The organism is Ruegeria sp. CDSA021, from assembly GCF_059612325.1.
This window is the reverse complement of record NZ_JBXWQJ010000006.1, coordinates 194,386-211,634: the sequence shown is the minus strand read 5'-3', so window position 1 is coordinate 211,634 and position 17,249 is coordinate 194,386. Positions and strand designations below refer to the sequence as shown.

Below are 17,249 nucleotides of genomic sequence, written 5' to 3'. Positions count from 1 at the left end.
GGTTCTGTAAATTCGCTTTAGGAGCAAAAAAAGTCTTAGGTTCAAAAGGTTGAGTACGAATAAAGAATTAAAGTTCTTAGGTATTTGGATCGATTTTCCCTGGCAAAGCTCTGTTATTCGCAGCTGCGGTTTTACGAAAAACACCATCACCCCTTCAAACAATTCAACTCGTACACGTTCTTCTTACGCGAGAGAGCAGGGCGAGGGTTTCAAGGTGACGATGGAAAGACATTGGAACGAGGTAGTTTAAATGAAATTAGCGTCTCTTTTCTTGGCTTTTGGCCTGTCCGCAACTGCGTTGCAGGCGGAAGTAAAAAGCTATGATTGCGACCTACACAGCACACAGGACCGGGGTTGGGTGCCGTCCACGGTGATCTTGAGTGTTGACGCGGATAATGGTCTCGCAAGGGCCTATGACGGGGCAATTCGGTATTCGAACGAACTGAATAATATTGATGTTGAAACTCCAATGGATGCGCAGTTCAAAAAGACACGAAAAGGAGAGTACCGCCTGTCGTGGCGCGTAACGTTACCTGCGCAGGCGACGGGTAACTATAGGGTCGCCTGCACCGCAACGCTCGATCCCAAAAGTAACGCCTTAAAAATGCGGGTCAGTTTCCCACAATCAAATGTATCGACACGTCCTTTTGGAAAAGGCGCGTGTAAACCAATCGCATCTGGCAGCCTGTATTAAATCGTCGTTGTGTTGTCGGGCTAAGTGTAACTCTCAGCCCGTCAGCAAAAACGTTTCGAACCCGGACAGGGCCGTTTCGTTGGTCAAACCTTCGAACCCGGCAGCGGGTTGGCCGCTTGGCTGACACTCTGAGTAGAATGAAAGAAGATTTGCGATCTGATCCATACGGTCTTTTCGAACTTTCGGGTCCAGCAAACCGGCATGTGTCGAAAGGTAGAGCGCAGGGCGATGTTCTTTTAACCAGGGCACCAGTGTCGGTAGAACCGTGTATTCCGCCCCTTCGATATCCATCTTAACCAATGACACGCGGGAAAGATCGTTTGCAGCCGAGAACTGATCCCACGCAATAGTCAACGCATCAGACCCGTGCGCGCCGTCGTGAAGCAGGGAACTGGTGGAGTCCCCCGGCTCGCCCCGAACAGAGGCCATGCGGGCTACGCCAAAATTGTCGGACAGGGCGACGCCAAAGGCCGAGACATTCTGAATATCATTCAGATCCAGATTCCAGGCCAGATGCCTGTACGCGGTGGGGTCAGGTTCAAAACACCACACGTGACGCGCCTTGCGAGCGCCGTAAAGGACCGTGGGGCCGATCCATGCCCCGATGTCAAGATAATCGCTTTCCAGAGACAGGAACTGATCCAACACCGCAAAGGTTTCGGGTTCCCAAGCGCCAGCAGAGGCTTTGCGCCAGAATTTCGAATGGTAGGGGTCCAGGCGAAATGGCTCTCCGTTCAGGGTGCCTTCATAGTAGCCGCGGGCACGGTAGAACATCTTGCGCACCTGTGTCAGCATCGCGGACCTCCGGGTTTTATTGTCTCGCCCCTTGACCTGCGGCGGCTGCCACAGCATTTAACCGTTGGGAACCGCAACTTTCATTTAACAGGGGGCCGACATGGCTTTTGAACTTCCTGATCTTCCTTATGCACATGATGCGCTGGCAGCCAAGGGTATGTCCGCGGAAACGTTGGAATATCACCACGACCTGCACCACAAAGCCTATGTCGACAATGGCAACAAGCTGATCGCTGGCACCGAGTGGGACGGCAAGTCGTTGGAAGAGATCATCGTTGGCACCTACGACGCAAATGCAGTGGCGCAGAACGGTATCTTCAACAACATCAGCCAGCTGTGGAACCACAACCAGTTCTGGGAAATGATGGGCCCCGGCGACAATGCCATGCCTGGTGAACTGGAAAAGGCGCTGACCGAGAGCTTTGGTTCGGTTGACGAGTTCAAATCGCAGTTCAGCGCCGCTGGTGCCGGTCAGTTCGGCTCGGGCTGGGCGTGGCTGGTCAAGAACGCAGACGGCGCGTTGTCTGTCACCAAGACAGAGAACGGTGTGAACCCGCTGTGCTTTGGTCAGACCGCCCTGCTGGGGTGTGATGTGTGGGAGCACTCGTACTACATCGACTTCCGCAACAAACGCCCCGCCTACCTGTCGAACTTCCTCGACAACCTGGTGAACTGGGAAAACGTCGCGTCGCGGATGTAATGAATTGAACCGACGTCGGTTTATAAAGGGCCTGCTGGCGGTGACGCTGGCAGGTCTAGTCACGTCAGCCTACGGGTTTTTCATCGAACCCGCAGTGCGGCTGCGCGTGCGTAAATGGCGCGTGCGGCGGGACGATTGGACCGCACCACCGCTCAGGATTGCTGTGCTGTCCGATTTGCATGTGGGCGAGCCCTATGTTGGATTGGAGCGCGTGAGGCAGGTTGTGCGTCGTACCAACGCGCTGGCACCTGATGTGATCCTGCTGCTGGGCGATTTCTTTGCAAGCCACAAGGGTGTCTCTGATACCGTTGAGATGCAGGATCTAGCACCTGTGCTGGCAGGGCTTGAGGCGAAGAATGGTGTCTTTGCCGTGCTGGGCAATCATGATTGGTGGGATGACAAGCCGGCACAGCGCCGTGGAGCAGGGCCCAATCGCTATGCCGACATTCTTGAACAGAACGGTATTGCGGTTTTGTCTAATGCCGCCGTGAAACTCGAGACCCCTGGTATCTGGCTGGCAGGGCTTGAGGATCAACTGGCGATCTGGCGCAATGGCAAAACGCAGGGGTTGGATGATCTGGAAGGAACCATGGCCCAGATCACCGATGATGCACCGGTTGTGATGATGGCGCATGAGCCCGATATTTTCCCTCAAATGCCCGACCGGGTGGCTTTGACACTGTCAGGGCATACTCACGGCGGACAGGTGCGTCTGTTTGGATGGTCGCCCGTAGTACCGTCGAAATTCGGCAACCGGTACGCTTATGGCCATGTGCGCGAAGGCGCGCGCGATCTGGTGGTGTCGGGCGGTATCGGATGTTCGATCCTGCCGGTGCGCTTTGGCGTGACGCCCGAAATCACCGTCATCGAGATGTCAGCCTAAAGGGTTGATGACCCGCAGGTGAAAACCCGCCGATGTGTTCCCTTTCGGTTCAGCCGCATCTTGTTTGCCACTCTGCAATACACATCTTTGTAGGGCGGAGGGAGAGAACCGCACACCAAATCAAAATGACCGGGCTGCGCACAGTTGGTGCGTCAACGAACCCGTGTGCCCGGCAGGTCGAGGGATACCCGGAGAACAACCTTAACAGGAGATCGCAATGGTCGCACTTACACAGGGAACTTGGGTTATTGTTGCAGATGGTGAAAAAGCGCTGGTGATGGAGAACATCACCGATGCAGACGATCCCAATCTTGTCGTTGTCGCTGTTGAAGAACAGGACGGTCCGACCACAAAGCCGTCAGACCGTGCAGGTCGCCGGAATGACGGTGGGCCAAAACAAAAATCCGCTTTAGAAGATCCGACATGGAAGGCCCATGCAAAATCCTTGTTTGTGCAGGACCTGGCGAATTTGCTGAATCGCAAGGGGCTGAAAGGGGCGTATAACCGGTTGGTTCTGGTAGCCAGCCCTCATGTTCTGGGTCTGTTGCGGCGCCGGTTGCACACTGAGGTGCTGGGCAAGGTCGTGGCCGAGGTCAACAAGACCCTGACCAATCATCCTTTGCACAAGGTCGAGCAGGTTTTGCACCAAAGCCTGAAACCCAAGACCCGACTGGCTTGATCAATACGGCGGGCGGATTTTCCGCCCGCACTGTTTTCCAGCGTCAGTACAGTTTGTCACGCAAGGCGACCATGGCCGCATCGGCGTCTTCAACCCATGTGATAAAGTCTGACAGGGACGCGTCGGCAAAACCTTGACCGATCACCTGATCCAACAGCGAATGCAACGTATCCCAATATCCATTCACGTTCACCACGACGATGGGCTTGTCGTGCAATCCCAACTGGCGCCATGTGAGAGCCTCGAACAATTCGTCTAATGAGCCGGGACCACCGGGCAACACGACCACCGCATCGGCGTTCATGATCATGACCTTCTTGCGCTCGTGCATTGTTTCGGTGATCACGAAATGGGTCAGATCCGTTTTTCCGACCTCACGCTGAACCAGATGCACCGGAATGACGCCAAAGGTCTCACCACCGGCATTTTGCGCGGCGCGGGCCACTTCGCCCATCAAACCCACATCCCCGGCACCATAAACCAGCCGCCAGCTTTCCTGCGCAAGTAGCATGCCGAACTGCCTTGCGGTTTCAGAATAAGACTTCTCGGCTCCATTGCGTGACCCGCAATACACACAGATTGATTTCTGAAACATCAAAGGGGGGCTCCGGGGTTGTGTCAGAGGTTTTGACCCGTGATAGCGGGATTGATAGGTTGGCTCAACTGTCCGCCGGAAGGCTTTTGAACGTAAAGCTTTTGCTCGGTGGAGTGAAAGGAAAATAATGGACGCCAAATCGGGAAACGGAAGCTCGGGCAATTTCATCTGGGGAGTGATTGCGGGTCTTGTTGCAATATTGGCTGCGGGGGGCCTGTATCTGTCCGGATTCTTCACCAACGCGCCAGAGCCTGATGCAAGCGCACCGCAGGAAACCGCTTCTGCCCCGGTTGTTTCCGAACCGGCAGAAGAAGTGCCGGAAGAAGCAGAGGTAGCGGAAGAGATTGCAGGAGCAGAGCCGTCTGAGCCCGGCACCGCAAAGACAGATGAAGCACCTGCAACAGCAGAAGACCCGGCTGAGACGGAAACAGCCGACGCCGCAGAGGCAGAGGGTGCGCCCGCGCCAGCCGCGCCTCCGGTCTTGGACCAGATTTTTGTCGAGACTGACGGCACCGCGCTTCTATCGGGTGACGCAGAGCCCGGCAGCCAGATTGAGGTTCTTCTGAACGGCGAAGTCGCGCATTCCTTTACCGTAGACGGCAGCGGTCAGTTCGCTGAATTTGTGACAATCCCCTTCAGCGAGTCCGCACAGGGGCTTGTTTTGCAAAGTACGGACGGGGCGCAAACGACGCAATCCGACGACTATTTGATCGCCGCCTTGCCCAGGCCGGTCAAAGAAGAACCTGTTGCCGAGACAACGCCCGAAGCCGAACAGAGCACGTCGGAGGACGTGCAGGAGCAGGTGGCCACAGTCGACGACACGCAGCCGGATGCCGGTTCCGCAGCAGAAGTTTCGGAACCTGAAACTTCCGAGCCCGAGGCTGAGACAGTTGAAACCGCCGATCTGCCTGACGAAACCCCAGAGCAGGACCAGCAGGTCGCCGTGCTGCGATCTGGCGAAGAGGGTGTTGAACTGGTGCAACCTCCGATCGTGCGGGATACCCCGCCTGAGCAGGTCGCGCTGGATACGATCGGGTATTCTGATACCGGTGACGTGCAACTGACAGGACGCGTTCAGGATGGGGCCGCTATTCGGTTGTACCTGAATAATCGTCTGGTTGCAGATCTTGCCCCGGAACAGGATGGATCCTGGCGCAGCGATCTGGAGGACATTGACCCTGGTGTCTACACACTGCGGGTTGACGCCGTGAACACGGATGGCACAGTCCTCAGCCGGGTCGAAACCCCGTTCAAACGTGAACCGCTTGACGTGTTGCAGGCCGCAACGGAGGTGGATCAGACGGGAACGCCGCAAGCAACCCCCTCGATCCGGTCTGTCACGGTGCAGCAGGGCGACACTTTGTGGGCCATCTCGCGTGATAGATTTGGCGATGGTGTCCTGTATGTGCGGCTGTTCGAAGCCAATCGTGGCTTGATCCGCGACCCAGACCTGATCTATCCCGGGCAAATCTTTACAATCCCGGAATAATCAGCCCTTCTGGCCTTTTATGGGCAGAGGTCTAACTCTGACCGCAGACAAGGCACGTGATGAGACGCACAGCTCCTATGACTTCGCAAGACATGGTGTCAGATGACGAACGCAGCTCGGGCTGGCGGACAATCCGCAAGGTTACCCCTTATCTATGGCCCGAAGATGAGCCATGGGTAAAACACCGCGTGGTCCTTGCCATGGGAATGCTGGTTCTGGCCAAGCTGATCGCGGTCTATACTCCTATCCTTTATAAAGGTGCGGTTGACGCACTGGCGGGTGAGGGCGTGCCGCCGCTGGCGCTGGGCGCGGTTGGGTTGACCGTGGCCTATGGCGTGGCGCGGATGATGACAGTGGGCTTTCAGCAATTGCGGGACGCGGCCTTTGCCCCTGTCGGTCAGCGGGCCTTGCGGGCGCTTGCGCTCGAGACGTTTCAGCACATCCACAACCTGTCGATGCGTTACCACGTCACCCGACGCACCGGCGGGCTGAGCCGTATCATCGAACGGGGCGTCAAAGGGGTCGAGTTTCTGCTGCGCTTTATGCTGTTCTCGATCGGGCCGCTTATTCTGGAACTGTTGCTGGTCGCCATCATCCTGATGTGGCTTTTCGACGTCTGGTATCTGGTTGTCGTGGCCGCAACCATTGGCCTTTATATCTGGTTCACCTTTGCGGTGACAGAATGGCGGGTGAAGCTGCGGCGTGAGATGAACGATCAGGACACCGAGGCCAACCAGCGCGCCATCGACAGCTTGCTGAACTTCGAAACTGTCAAGTATTTCAATGCCGAAACCCGCGAAGCTGAACGGTATGACGTGTCGATGAAGGCGTATGCGGGGGCTGCGCTGAAGACGGCCTATTCGCTGGCATTTCTGAACTTCGGACAGTCGCTCCTGATCACCTGCGGATTGATCGGTGTGATGGTTCTGGCCGCAATGGGTGTGCAGAGCGGCAGCCTGACGGTGGGCGATTTCGTCATGGTCAACGCCTACATGATCCAGATTACCGTGCCATTGAACTTTCTTGGGACAGTTTATCGGGAAATCCGGCAATCCCTGGTCGATATGGGGCAAATGTTCGATCTGCTTGAACAACCCGCCGAGGTTACAGACAAGCCCTGTGCACCGAACCTGAAGGTGAACGGGGGCGAAGTCACGCTTGAGGATGTGCATTTCGGCTATGACCCGGAACGCGAAATCCTCAAGGGCGTGTCCCTGACTGTCCCGGCCGGGAAAACCGTGGCCATCGTGGGGGCAACGGGTTCGGGTAAATCGACCATCGGGCGGCTCTTGTTCCGGTTTTATGATGTGACCAAAGGGGCGTTGAAGATCGACGGTCAGGACGTTCGCGACGTAATGCAGGCCAGCCTGCATTCCGCCATCGGTGTCGTGCCGCAGGACACGGTGCTGTTCAACGATACTATACGCTACAACATCGCCTATGGCCGTGACGGTGCGTCCATGGAAGAAGTCGAAGCCGCAGCCAAAGCGGCGCAGATTCACGACTTCATTTCCTTACTACCGGATGGGTACGATACCAAGGTGGGCGAGCGGGGTCTGAAACTCTCGGGTGGTGAAAAACAGCGCGTCGGGATTGCACGTACCTTGCTGAAAAACCCACCGATCCTGTTGCTGGACGAAGCAACCTCGGCGCTGGATACGGATACCGAGCAGGACATCAAGGATGCTCTGGCCCGCGCAGGCAAAGGGCGGACAGTGATCACCATCGCCCATCGCCTCAGCACCATAGCCGAGGCGGATCAGATCGTGGTTCTAGAGGCCGGAGAGATCATCGAACAGGGTACGCATGATCAACTGCTGGCAAGGTCCGGGCGGTATGCTCAACTTTGGAGTCGTCAGCAATCAGACGGAGAGGCGGCCTAGGCTCCTTGCACAGTGCGATATGTGGTAGGATACGATGAGCGAAGGAGGTTGCTGCCATGGTTACCAGAGTGAAAAAACGATTGCTGCCGTTTGCTATTGCGGTTTTTCTTCCTGTCGCCGCTGCGGCGGACCCCATCGTCGGGGATTGGAAAACCGAACCGGATCGAAAGAACCTGATCTCACACATCAAAATCTCAGCCTGTGGAGATAAGTTTTGCGGCCAGATCCTTTCGGCCTATGACGCGTCAGGCAAGCAAGTCCAAACGCCAAACGTCGGGAAAAAGCTGTTCTGGGATGTCGCCAGCGAAGGCAGTGGAAAGTATGGCGGCGGTGAGTTCTGGGTTCCACTGATCAACGTAGACGCCGTGCCGCAAATGACGTTGCAGGGGGATAAACTGCTGGTGAAGGGCTGCGAGCATGAGATTTGCGCACACCAGACATGGTCTCGTCTGTGATTTCAGCCGAATAGAAAAGGACCGGAAGTTCCGGTCCTTTATGTTATTCAGCGGCTTTCAAAGGCGGCTCTGACGGATGATCGGGTTGTTTCGAACCGCCGTCTTTTGTCGGCCTTCCGGATAGGAATTCATCCTCCCAAATGATCTCGGTTGCCTGCATTTGACGGGCAGAGAGACCAATGGCCATATCCTGCGCAATCTGGCTGGATCGGCCTGCGGTAACGCGCGCCAGCAAGCGGCTGAGCCACACTACATAGGTCGTCACCCAAACCCGCAACGCCAGAAGGGACGGGGTCACGATCAATGTCAGAACAGTCGCGATCCCCAGACCAAAGACCACCGCTGTTGCCAGCTGTTTCCACCACAGGGCAGTGGGACTGTCGATGGAATAGCCGCCATTGATAAAGTCCAGCGACAGGCCGAACATCATCGGTGTCAGACCAGCCATCGTGGTCAAGGTGGTCAGCAACACCGGGCGAATCCGAGCTTCCGCGGTGCGGATGATCGCCTCGATCCGGGGCATGTAGGCACTGTATTCCTGATAGGTATCGATCAGAACGATATTGTTGTTCACCACAATTCCCGCCAGCGCCACGATGCCGGTCCCGGTCATGATGATCGAAAACGGTTGTTCCATCACGATCATACCGATCAGAACCCCGGTGGTCGAAAGAATGACTGCCAGCAAAACCAAAACCGAGTTGTAGAACGAGTTGAACTGCGCCAGCAGGATGACGAACATCAAGCCCAGAGCGCCCATGAACGCGTTCACTAGGAAGGCACCGGATTCTGCCTGTTCTTCCTGATCGCCGGTCCATTCCCAACTGATCGAATTGGCAAACGGGCTGGTTTCAAGCCATTCGGTCAGAACCGCGATCCGTTCATTCGGGTTGATCAGCGCGAACTGTGCATCGCCGTTTTCAATTGCACCGCGCAGTTGATCGATACTCTCTGCCCCGGTCAGTTGAACCAGCTCGAACGACTTGCCGCCTGCGCTGTTCAACACCGTACCAGTTGGCGTGGCACCCTCTGCCACTTCCCTCATGACGGCCAGCCGCACGAGTTCACCATCGGGGCCTTCGGTCGTGACCTTGCTTAGCCCCGGTTCGACATCGGCTTTGACGTCGTAATAACGCTGTTGGTCAACTCGGTTGATCTCGGCCAGTTTGGCCACGGGCTTACGTGTCACGAAGTTGGACAAAGGCACCAACCCGTCCGGGGTGCGGACCTTGAGCGCATCCAGTGTCGAAAGGACGCGATCCTGTTCAGGCAAGCGCACACGGATTTCAATCTCTTCATCATTGCTGTCCGGGCGCATCTCGCCCAGCAGAATGCCGCGCGTCACCAACTGCACCATGGCGCCAACCGTGGCCACATCGGCTCCGAACCGACCGGCCTTGGCGACGTCCACGTCGATCTGCCAGTCGATGCCGGGCAGGGGCAGGGTGTCTTCGGTTTTGATCAGACCCGGCGTGGAATCAAACATCTCGCGTGCGGCGAGCGTCGCCGTGGTCAGATCTTCCCACCCGTCACCCTTGATGCGCAAATGTACAGGCTTGGCCGAGGCCGGGCCTTGCTCGAGCGGCAGGATTTCGACGACGATGCCGGGGATTTCCGCAAGTTGCGCGTTGATCTCGTCAATCACGAAGTCGCCGTCAAATTCAGGCGCAACAAAGTTACGATCGAACAGGCCCCACAGGACCGATTCCGAGACGTTGGGGCGGTCTTCCCAGGGGATGATCTCGAACTGAACGCGGCCCACTGTATCGGCAGGTTCCTGAGCGCCCCCGTTGTTCTGGTTCAGACCGCCTTCGCCCGCGAAAGAAAACACGTTGATAACGGCAGGGTGGGCCGCGATCACATCTTCTGCCGCCAAGACCATGCCATCTTTTTCCACAAGCGAGATGTTGCCCCGCGCGCGGACATACGCGGTGGCCTGTTCCGGTTCGCTTTCTACGAAGAATTCGACGCCACGGGACTCTTGTGGGAACCAGATGAAAGCCACCGAATAGACCGCAATGAATACCGCCGCCAAAGACACAATAGGCATGATCGGGTTGCCGACAAGGAACCTAACCACATGACCAAAGGGCGTGTGTTCGTCGGCCGAATGAACACGCTCTTCTACTTTGCGTTCGATCCTGGCCGCGCTTAGGGTGACAGAGCCGGCAAACGCCCCGAACAGGAACAGAAGCGCCCCTGCTATTGAACCTCCGGGCAGTAAATAATCGGGGTTCAGGGTCTGCATCGCGCCCAGAAAGATCATGTATAGCGATGGCGGCACCATCACCGCCCGCAGCCACCAAGGCGTGCGTGCGCGCAACCAGGTCGAGGATCGGTCGAAGATGCGGCTTAACCGGCCGGATACACCGCCCATGACCGGCAGGTAAATTAGAGCCACGATCAGAGACGCCGAAAGAACAAAGATCAGCGTGACAGGCAACATCCCCATGAACTCACCCGGCACACCGGGCCAGAACAGCATGGGCAGGAAGGCGCAGAGTGTTGTCGCAGTCGACGACACGATGGGCCAGAACATGCGTTGCGCCGCCTCGACATAGGCGTGCATGGGGCCGACGCCGTCCTTGATGCGTTTGTCGGCGTACTCGACAACGACGATGGCGCCATCCACCAGCATCCCGACCGCCAGAATAAGACCGAACATCACGATATTGGAAACGCTGACACCCATGACCGCTAGGAAGGCAAAGCATAGCAGGAACGAGGTGGGGATCGCAAAACCCACCAGCAAGGCAGCCCGTGTGCCCAGCGAAGCCAGCACCACGATCATCACCAATGCAATTGCGGTCAGAACCGAGCCTTCCAGCTGACTGACCATCGAGCCAACGATGCGGCTTTGGTCGTTGGACGTGCCCAGATCGACGGCGGCCTGAAGCTCGGGCGGCCATTTCGTTTTGGCCTGTGCAATCGTCTCTTTCACCTGAGCAACTGTGTCGATCAGGTTGAAGCCCTTGCGCTTTACCACTTGCAAGGCGACGGTCGGTTCCCCGTTGAACCGGGCCGTTCCGGCGCGGTCTTCGAAGGTATAGTTAATTTGCGCCAGCTCACCCAGAGTTACGACCCGGTCGCCGTTGACCTTGATCGGCAGGCCATAAACGTCTTGCGCGGTTTTGAACGACGACGGAATCTTGACCGAGAATGTGCCCTGCGCAGTTTCGACCTCACCCGCTGCAATTAGCTGGTTGTTGTTCTGAACAACGTTGATCAGCTCATCTGCGGTGACGTTGTATGCCTCAAGCCGCAGAGGATCGATGACAACCTCTAGCATCTCATCACGATTGCCTGCGATACCGGCCTCAAGCACCGAATCCAGCGCCTCAAGCTCGTCCTGCAAGTCTTTGGCAACGCGCGCCATTGTGCGCTCGGGAACCGCACCGGTCAGGTTCACGATGACAATGGGAAACTCGGAAAAGTTGATCTCGGTCAGCGAATATTGCTCGGCGCCTTCCGGGAAATCCGCCTGTGCCGTGTTCATCGCGTCGCGGACATCGGCCATGATCGCGGTTTTGTCCCAGCCAAAATCAAATTCCAGCGCGACACCGGCATAGCCTTCGGCAGCGGTCGAGGTCATTTCCTTCAGGCCGTCGAGATCCGCCAACTCGGTCTCCATCGGCTTGACCAGAAGGTTTTCTGAGTCTTCCGCCGAAATGCCTGGGAACTGTACGGAAACGAAAAGGGCAGGGATTTCAATGTCCGGCTCGCCCTCTTTCGGCAATGAGACATAGGCAAACCCGCCGATAACCAGCGAGATGGCGATAAACGCCAGAACCATTCGGGCCCGATCAGCGGCCCAGGCGACAATACCTGTCATTGTGATGCTTCCCGATAGGTGGGTTTCACAGTGACGCCGCGGGTCACAAACTCTTGCCCAACGACGATGATGTCGGTCGTCTCCGGCAGCCCGCCGATCCAGACGCCTTCTGCGGTGTCGCGCAGAATTTGGACCGGCTTGAAGTCGACAATGTTGCCAGCGCCGACCGTGCGTACACCCAATTGACCTTCATTGCTGAGCGTCAGTGCGGATTGTGGCAGCAGGTGCGCCTTAGCCCCTTCGGCGGCGATCTGGATGGTTGCGGTCTGGCCGTCGCGGATGGTCAGATCGGAGTTGGGCACAGTGATTTCCACCTCGAATGTGCGCGTCGTCTCATCGGCCGAGCGGCTGAGGAACGTCACCCGGCCATTCAGTTGCCGTCCAGTGACCAGCGTTGCAGATGCCTCGGAACCGACAATGACGCGGTTGACCTCGGTTTCGGGCACAAAGCCCACCAGCTTGATCGGATCCAGCTGAATAACCGTGGCGCAGAGCGATCCGGGCTGCATCAGGCTGCCCAGTTCCGCAGTGTCGCTTTCCAGCAGACCTTTGAATGGCGAGGTGATGATCACACGCCCGGCCTCGCGCTGTGCGGCCTCAACAGCTGCGGCTGCGGCTTCGATCCCGGCGCGGGTGGCTTCCAATCCGGCCTCTGCCGATTTCACCCCGGCTTTGGCGGTGCTCATCGCGGCTTCGCTGGAAATCCGGCGGGTTTCCGAGGCAAAGCCGGTTTCAGCAAGCTTGCGTGATGCGGTCAGATTGATTTCGGCCTCGGCGACCAAAGCATGCGCTTCTTGCAGGCGGGCTTCGGCCTCGGGGATACGACTTTCGGCCTCAAGCTTGCCAGCCATGACTTCGGCCAGTTGCGCCGGGCGCGAGCCGGGGTCAAGCTCACACAGAATATCTCCGGCTTCGACAAATGAACCTTTGCGTTTGGGCTCTGAGATTACGGTCGAAGTGGTTTCCGCCAGAACTTCTACCTGCCGGTTTGCCTTGGTCTGACCGCGCAACAAGACCGCGCTGTCAATCTCGCGCGCTTGCGAACGCAGGACGACAACACCCACCGCCGCGAATTCAGAATTTTCGACTACAGCAGCTTCATTTTCCGCAGTTTCCGCTGCTTCGCCACGTCCAGCGAATGCAAACAGCGCATCACGCTCGAATACAAGAAAATACAAAGCTACAATGACCAGAATGGCGTTGATGAATGAAATCAAACGCATACGGGGATTCTCCTAGAATTCTCTGCCCAAAAACACAAGGCGCATACGCCTAGAAATGGGGCTTAGGCTATGTCTTTTCTACACTGAACTGAATAGTTCGGTTTACTTTTTTTCGCAAGAGTAACGCCCGGGGGTGAAAATGTGCAAATTCCGACCCTTGGCTTGGCGTTGGTGCCGGGGTATGACATGGCGCACTTAGACAAGACACACAGCCCAGGGGGCAGGGATGAGCGACACAGACAGTTTCATTGATGAGGTCACGGAAGAGGTGCGCCGCGACCGCATGTACCTGCTGTTGCGCCGCTGGGGCTGGGTCGGTGTAGTTGCCGTGGTGCTTATCGTGGGGGGCGCGGCCTTTAACGAATACCGCAAATCCCGTGACGCGGCGCAGGCACAAGAACTGGGAGACTCGATTCTTGCCGCTTTGACTCAGAACGGTTCTGAGGCACGAGCTGCCGGATTGCAGAGCATTGAGACCGTGTCGCCCGGCGGGGACGCCGTGTTGAACATGTTGCTGGCGACCTCTCAGGTCGAGGCTGGATCGCGCGAAGACGCGGTCAACAGCCTGAATGCTGTTGCCGTTCAGGGCGATCTGCCTGAAATTTACCGCGCCATTGCAAGCTTCAAGGCCCTGCTTTTGCAGAGCGACACCTTGCCGGCAGACGACCGTCGCCAACAGTTTGAGGCGCTTGCCGCGCCGGGCGCGCCGCTGCGTCTGCTGGCTGAAGAGCAACTGGCGTTGATTGATGTTTCTGAAGGCAATGTCGAGGCTGCTCTGGATCGTTTGCAGGCGCTGCGGCAGGATGCTGAAGTTGGTATTGATCTGCAGCAGCGCGCAGCGCAATTGATTGTCGCTTTGGGCGGCGAACCGGAACCTGTGGTGACGCAACAGGGCTGACCATAGGTAAGAAAAGACGTAATGACAGGCGAGTTCGGAATATCATGGTAACAAGACTATTTTCCCGCGTGGGATTGCCGGTCGCAGCGCTGGCCTTGACCGCACTGGCCGCCTGTGAAGAACCCGAGCCCATTCTGCCCGGTGAACGCGAAGACATCCGCCCCTTGTCGGATTTGGAAACGGTGGAAAAGCGGGGCTCTCAACCCATCAGTCTGCCGTCGCAGCAGGCGAATGCAAACTGGTCGCAAAGCCCGGGAACACCGGCCTATCGGACTACAAACGCAGCACTGCGTGCAACGCCACAGCGCGTTTGGTCTGCCTCGATCGGTCAGGGTGACTCGCGCAAGCAACGTATCACCGCCGAGCCGGTCGTTGCGGGTGGGCTGATTTACACGCTGGACTCCTCAGCTACGGTTTCCGCTGTGACACCCCAGGGGCAGGTTGCCTGGGAAACCGATCTGATCCCGGCGAGCGACGGGGATTCAGACGCCACGGGCGGTGGCATGGCCTATGCCGATGGTGTTCTTTATGTGTCTTCAGGTTATGGTCGCCTGACCGCGCTGGACGCCAAGACCGGTGCGATGCGCTGGCAAAAACGCCTGCAAGCCACCGGCAGCGGCGCACCGCTGGTCAATGATGGCCTGCTATATCTGGTGGCCGGAGATGAAACCGGATGGACCATCGCCACGAAGGATGGTCGTATTGCCTGGCAAGTCGAAGGCACGCCCAGCGTCGGCAACGTCTTGGGTGCACCCGCACCTGTGATTGCCTCGGATCTGGCCGTGTTTGCCTTTGGCTCGGGCGACGTTGCCGCCGCTTTTCGTCGAGGTGGCATCCGTCGCTGGAATGCTTCGGTCGCCGGTGGGCGCCGGGGGCGGGCTGCAGCACAGATCGTTGATGTGACAGGCGGCCCGATGGTGTCTGGAAGCACCATCTTTATCGGCAATCATTCTGGCCGGACCGTTGCGTTTGATGCTGGGACGGGTGAGCGTCGTTGGACAGCGGACGAAGGCGCCGTGGATGCCGTATGGCCCGCGGGTAACAGCATTTTCCTGATCAGTGACCGCAGCCAGTTGGTGCGTCTGAACGCGGCGGATGGCTCTGTCATCTGGGCGCAGGATCTGCCAGGCTTTGTCAAAGACAAGCGCGGTCGCCGCGGTCCGATCTTTGCGCATTACGGTCCGATCCTTGCGGGCGGCCGCATTGTTATTGCGTCCAATGACGGTTATCTGCGGTTCTTCAATCCGGTCGACGGAACGCTGGTTCATCAGGTCGAAGTGCCCGGCGGCGCGACAACAGCGCCGGTTGTTGCCGGGCAAACGCTGTATGTCGTTTCGGCAAAGGGTGATCTACACGCTTTCCGTTGACGGCAAGATGCGCTAAAGGGCGCATCTTGAGTCTTGAAAGTTGAGTATCATGTCGCTGACCCTCGCCATCGTGGGGCGCCCGAATGTGGGCAAATCCACACTGTTCAATCGCCTTGTGGGCAAACGTCTGGCCTTGGTCGACGACCAGCCCGGCGTGACCCGTGACCTGCGCGAAGGCGAAGCGCGGCTGGGCGATCTGCGCTTTACCGTGATCGATACAGCAGGGCTTGAAGATGCGACAGATGACAGCCTTCAGGGCAGGATGCGCCGTCTGACCGAACGCGCAGTGGACATGGCCGATGTCTGCCTGTTCATGATCGACGCGCGCGTGGGCCTGACCCCCACAGATGAGATGTTCGCGGAAATCCTGCGTAAACGCTCCAAGCATGTGATCCTTGCGGCCAACAAGGCTGAAGGCAATGCAGCGGATGCAGGTGTTCTGGAGGCATACAATCTGGGTTTGGGTGAACCGGTCCGCCTGTCAGGCGAACATGGCGAAGGGATGACCGACCTTTATGCGCAGCTGATGCCTCTGGCCGATGCAGCAGAGGAAAAACAGGTCGAGGAGGCCCCTGAAACGGACATCGAGCTGGATGAGGATGGCGAGGGCGAGATGCCCCTGATCACCCCTGCCAAACCACTGCAGGTGGCCGTGGTGGGCCGTCCGAATGCGGGCAAGTCCACGCTGATCAACAAGATCGTCGGCGAAGATCGCCTGCTGACAGGACCCGAGGCGGGGATCACCCGCGATGCCATCAGCCTGCGGATCGATTGGGCCGATCCGGACGGTGACAGCACCCCGATGCGGATCTTTGACACTGCAGGGATGCGCAAAAAGGCCAAGGTTCAGGAAAAGCTCGAAAAGCTTTCGGTTTCCGATGGTCTGCGGGCCGTGAAGTTTGCAGAAGTTGTCGTGGTCTTGCTGGACGCAGAGATCCCGTTCGAACAGCAAGACTTGCGCATCGCCGACCTTGCCGAACGTGAAGGCCGGGCCGTAGTTGTTGCAGTCAACAAGTGGGATGTTGAAGAAAACAAGCAGGAAAAGCTGCGCGAGCTCAAGGAGTCCTTTGACCGTCTGCTGCCGCAGCTACGCGGCGCGCCCTTGATTACGGTGTCCGCGAAAACGGGCCGGGGGCTGGAGCGCCTGCGTGCCGCGATTTTGCGCGCCCATGACATTTGGAATCGCCGGGTGCCGACTGCTGCGTTGAACCGCTGGCTGACCGCGATGCTTGAACAACACCCGCCACCAGCGCCGCAAGGGCGCCGGATCAAACTGCGGTATATGACGCAAGCCAAAACGCGTCCACCGGGCTTTGTTGTGATGTGCTCGCACCCTGACAAAATGCCGGCCAGTTATTCGCGCTATCTGGTCAACGGATTGCGCGAAGATTTCGACATGCCCGGTACGCCAATTCGTCTGACTTTGCGCGGGCAGGGGGACAAGAACCCCTACAAAGGCCGCCGCAAGAAAAACGCGGGCGCGCTGGCCAAGCATCTTAAGGGCCGAGGCTGAACAGACGATCCGACCATGCTGCCTGCGTCTCGTTGGTTGTGGTTCCCGGTTTTCAGCTGCTGTGTGACCCGAGGACGCGGTGTTGTCGCTTCAGCAGATGTCGGGTGTTGCGCGGGGATCGTCTAGTGACGACACTCGGACAGTTTCAGAATCGCCGTCACTTCCACGCGGCTCTCCTGTCTCGGCTGAATGAAAGAGAGTGCGTCACTTCTGACAATTCTTACTGCTCAAGCGCGTAACTGC

At 57.7% G+C, this 17,249-nt stretch carries 14 protein-coding genes; 10 read left to right on the top strand and 4 right to left on the bottom strand.

From position 1 onward, the window contains the following. The first annotated feature begins 250 nt into the window (after positions 1-250). A complete protein-coding gene (locus tag AC2FLD_RS10505; RefSeq protein WP_496669200.1) occupies positions 251-694 on the top strand; it encodes a hypothetical protein in 444 nt (147 codons plus the stop codon). A gap of 33 nt (positions 695-727) precedes the next feature. Here the strand turns inward: AC2FLD_RS10505 and AC2FLD_RS10500 are convergent, their stop codons facing one another. Next, the gene (locus tag AC2FLD_RS10500; protein WP_496669198.1) at positions 728-1,489 is read right to left on the bottom strand and encodes an FkbM family methyltransferase; all 762 of its coding nucleotides are present in this window, start codon (positions 1,487-1,489) and stop codon (positions 728-730) included. Between the two features lie 100 nt (positions 1,490-1,589). Between AC2FLD_RS10500 and AC2FLD_RS10495 the strand changes: the two genes are divergently transcribed. From AC2FLD_RS10495 to AC2FLD_RS10485, 3 genes are all read left to right on the top strand, one after another. Further along, entirely contained in the window at positions 1,590-2,189 is a 600-nt protein-coding gene (locus AC2FLD_RS10495) for a superoxide dismutase (protein ID WP_496669196.1), read from the top strand. Between the two features lie 4 nt (positions 2,190-2,193). Next, positions 2,194-3,072, top strand: coding sequence for a metallophosphoesterase (locus AC2FLD_RS10490; protein ID WP_496669194.1), 879 nt, complete (start codon positions 2,194-2,196; stop codon positions 3,070-3,072). A gap of 217 nt (positions 3,073-3,289) precedes the next feature. Continuing rightward, on the top strand, positions 3,290-3,751 hold the full coding sequence (locus AC2FLD_RS10485; protein WP_496669192.1) for a baeRF12 domain-containing protein: 462 nt from the start codon (positions 3,290-3,292) through the stop codon (positions 3,749-3,751). Positions 3,752-3,794: 43 nt separating this feature from the next. Here the strand turns inward: AC2FLD_RS10485 and AC2FLD_RS10480 are convergent, their stop codons facing one another. Then, positions 3,795-4,346 carry an LOG family protein gene (locus AC2FLD_RS10480; RefSeq protein ID WP_496669190.1) on the bottom strand — a complete coding sequence of 184 codons (552 nt, stop codon included), beginning with the start codon at positions 4,344-4,346 and terminating at the stop codon, positions 3,795-3,797. A gap of 127 nt (positions 4,347-4,473) precedes the next feature. On the opposite strand from AC2FLD_RS10480, the gene AC2FLD_RS10475 reads away from it, so the two are divergent. The 3 genes from AC2FLD_RS10475 to AC2FLD_RS10465 all read left to right on the top strand — a co-directional run bounded on the left by AC2FLD_RS10475 (position 4,474) and on the right by AC2FLD_RS10465 (position 8,173). Beyond that, positions 4,474-5,835: a LysM peptidoglycan-binding domain-containing protein gene (locus AC2FLD_RS10475; RefSeq protein WP_496669188.1), complete on the top strand. Its 1,362-nt coding sequence runs from the start codon at positions 4,474-4,476 to the stop codon at positions 5,833-5,835. Positions 5,836-5,912: 77 nt separating this feature from the next. Next, positions 5,913-7,718 carry an ABCB family ABC transporter ATP-binding protein/permease gene (locus AC2FLD_RS10470; protein WP_496669186.1) on the top strand — a complete coding sequence of 602 codons (1,806 nt, stop codon included), beginning with the start codon at positions 5,913-5,915 and terminating at the stop codon, positions 7,716-7,718. A gap of 56 nt (positions 7,719-7,774) precedes the next feature. Beyond that, a complete protein-coding gene (locus AC2FLD_RS10465; protein ID WP_050602069.1) occupies positions 7,775-8,173 on the top strand; it encodes a DUF2147 domain-containing protein in 399 nt (132 codons plus the stop codon). Positions 8,174-8,216: 43 nt separating this feature from the next. Here the strand turns inward: AC2FLD_RS10465 and AC2FLD_RS10460 are convergent, their stop codons facing one another. Next, positions 8,217-12,005, bottom strand: coding sequence for an efflux RND transporter permease subunit (locus AC2FLD_RS10460; RefSeq protein WP_496669185.1), 3,789 nt, complete (start codon positions 12,003-12,005; stop codon positions 8,217-8,219). Then, a complete protein-coding gene (locus AC2FLD_RS10455) occupies positions 12,002-13,228 on the bottom strand; it encodes an efflux RND transporter periplasmic adaptor subunit (protein WP_496669183.1) in 1,227 nt (408 codons plus the stop codon). Before AC2FLD_RS10455 ends, AC2FLD_RS10460 begins: the two co-directional genes overlap by 4 nt. Positions 13,229-13,454: 226 nt before the next feature. On the opposite strand from AC2FLD_RS10455, the gene AC2FLD_RS10450 reads away from it, so the two are divergent. Genes AC2FLD_RS10450 through der form a run of 3 tightly spaced genes read left to right on the top strand, consistent with a single transcriptional unit; the run spans position 13,455 to position 17,006 of the window. Then, positions 13,455-14,126, top strand: a complete 672-nt coding sequence (locus AC2FLD_RS10450) for a hypothetical protein (protein WP_496669181.1) — start codon at positions 13,455-13,457, stop codon at positions 14,124-14,126. A gap of 44 nt (positions 14,127-14,170) precedes the next feature. Continuing rightward, positions 14,171-15,493 (top strand): PQQ-like beta-propeller repeat protein, encoded by a 1,323-nt coding sequence (locus AC2FLD_RS10445; protein ID WP_496669180.1) that lies wholly within the window; start codon positions 14,171-14,173, stop codon positions 15,491-15,493. A 49-nt stretch (positions 15,494-15,542) separates the two neighbouring features. Further along, positions 15,543-17,006, top strand: coding sequence for a ribosome biogenesis GTPase Der (der, locus tag AC2FLD_RS10440; RefSeq protein ID WP_496669178.1), 1,464 nt, complete (start codon positions 15,543-15,545; stop codon positions 17,004-17,006). Positions 17,007-17,249 lie beyond the last annotated feature (243 nt).

Bases quoted from the DNA above. Each gene is read 5' to 3' on its own strand.
- AC2FLD_RS10505 (WP_496669200.1), top strand. From the start codon at position 251: ATGAAATTAGCGTCTCTTTTCTTGGCTTTTGGCCTGTCCGCAACTGCG.
- AC2FLD_RS10500 (WP_496669198.1), bottom strand. From the start codon at position 1,489: ATGCTGACACAGGTGCGCAAGATGTTCTACCGTGCCCGCGGCTACTAT.
- AC2FLD_RS10495 (WP_496669196.1), top strand. From the start codon at position 1,590: ATGGCTTTTGAACTTCCTGATCTTCCTTATGCACATGATGCGCTGGCA.
- AC2FLD_RS10485 (WP_496669192.1), top strand. From the start codon at position 3,290: ATGGTCGCACTTACACAGGGAACTTGGGTTATTGTTGCAGATGGTGAA.
- AC2FLD_RS10480 (WP_496669190.1), bottom strand. From the start codon at position 4,346: ATGTTTCAGAAATCAATCTGTGTGTATTGCGGGTCACGCAATGGAGCC.
- AC2FLD_RS10475 (WP_496669188.1), top strand. From the start codon at position 4,474: ATGGACGCCAAATCGGGAAACGGAAGCTCGGGCAATTTCATCTGGGGA.
- AC2FLD_RS10470 (WP_496669186.1), top strand. From the start codon at position 5,913: ATGACTTCGCAAGACATGGTGTCAGATGACGAACGCAGCTCGGGCTGG.
- AC2FLD_RS10465 (WP_050602069.1), top strand. From the start codon at position 7,775: ATGGTTACCAGAGTGAAAAAACGATTGCTGCCGTTTGCTATTGCGGTT.
- AC2FLD_RS10460 (WP_496669185.1), bottom strand. From the start codon at position 12,005: ATGACAGGTATTGTCGCCTGGGCCGCTGATCGGGCCCGAATGGTTCTG.
- AC2FLD_RS10455 (WP_496669183.1), bottom strand. From the start codon at position 13,228: ATGCGTTTGATTTCATTCATCAACGCCATTCTGGTCATTGTAGCTTTG.
- AC2FLD_RS10450 (WP_496669181.1), top strand. From the start codon at position 13,455: ATGAGCGACACAGACAGTTTCATTGATGAGGTCACGGAAGAGGTGCGC.
- AC2FLD_RS10445 (WP_496669180.1), top strand. From the start codon at position 14,171: ATGGTAACAAGACTATTTTCCCGCGTGGGATTGCCGGTCGCAGCGCTG.
- der (WP_496669178.1), top strand. From the start codon at position 15,543: ATGTCGCTGACCCTCGCCATCGTGGGGCGCCCGAATGTGGGCAAATCC.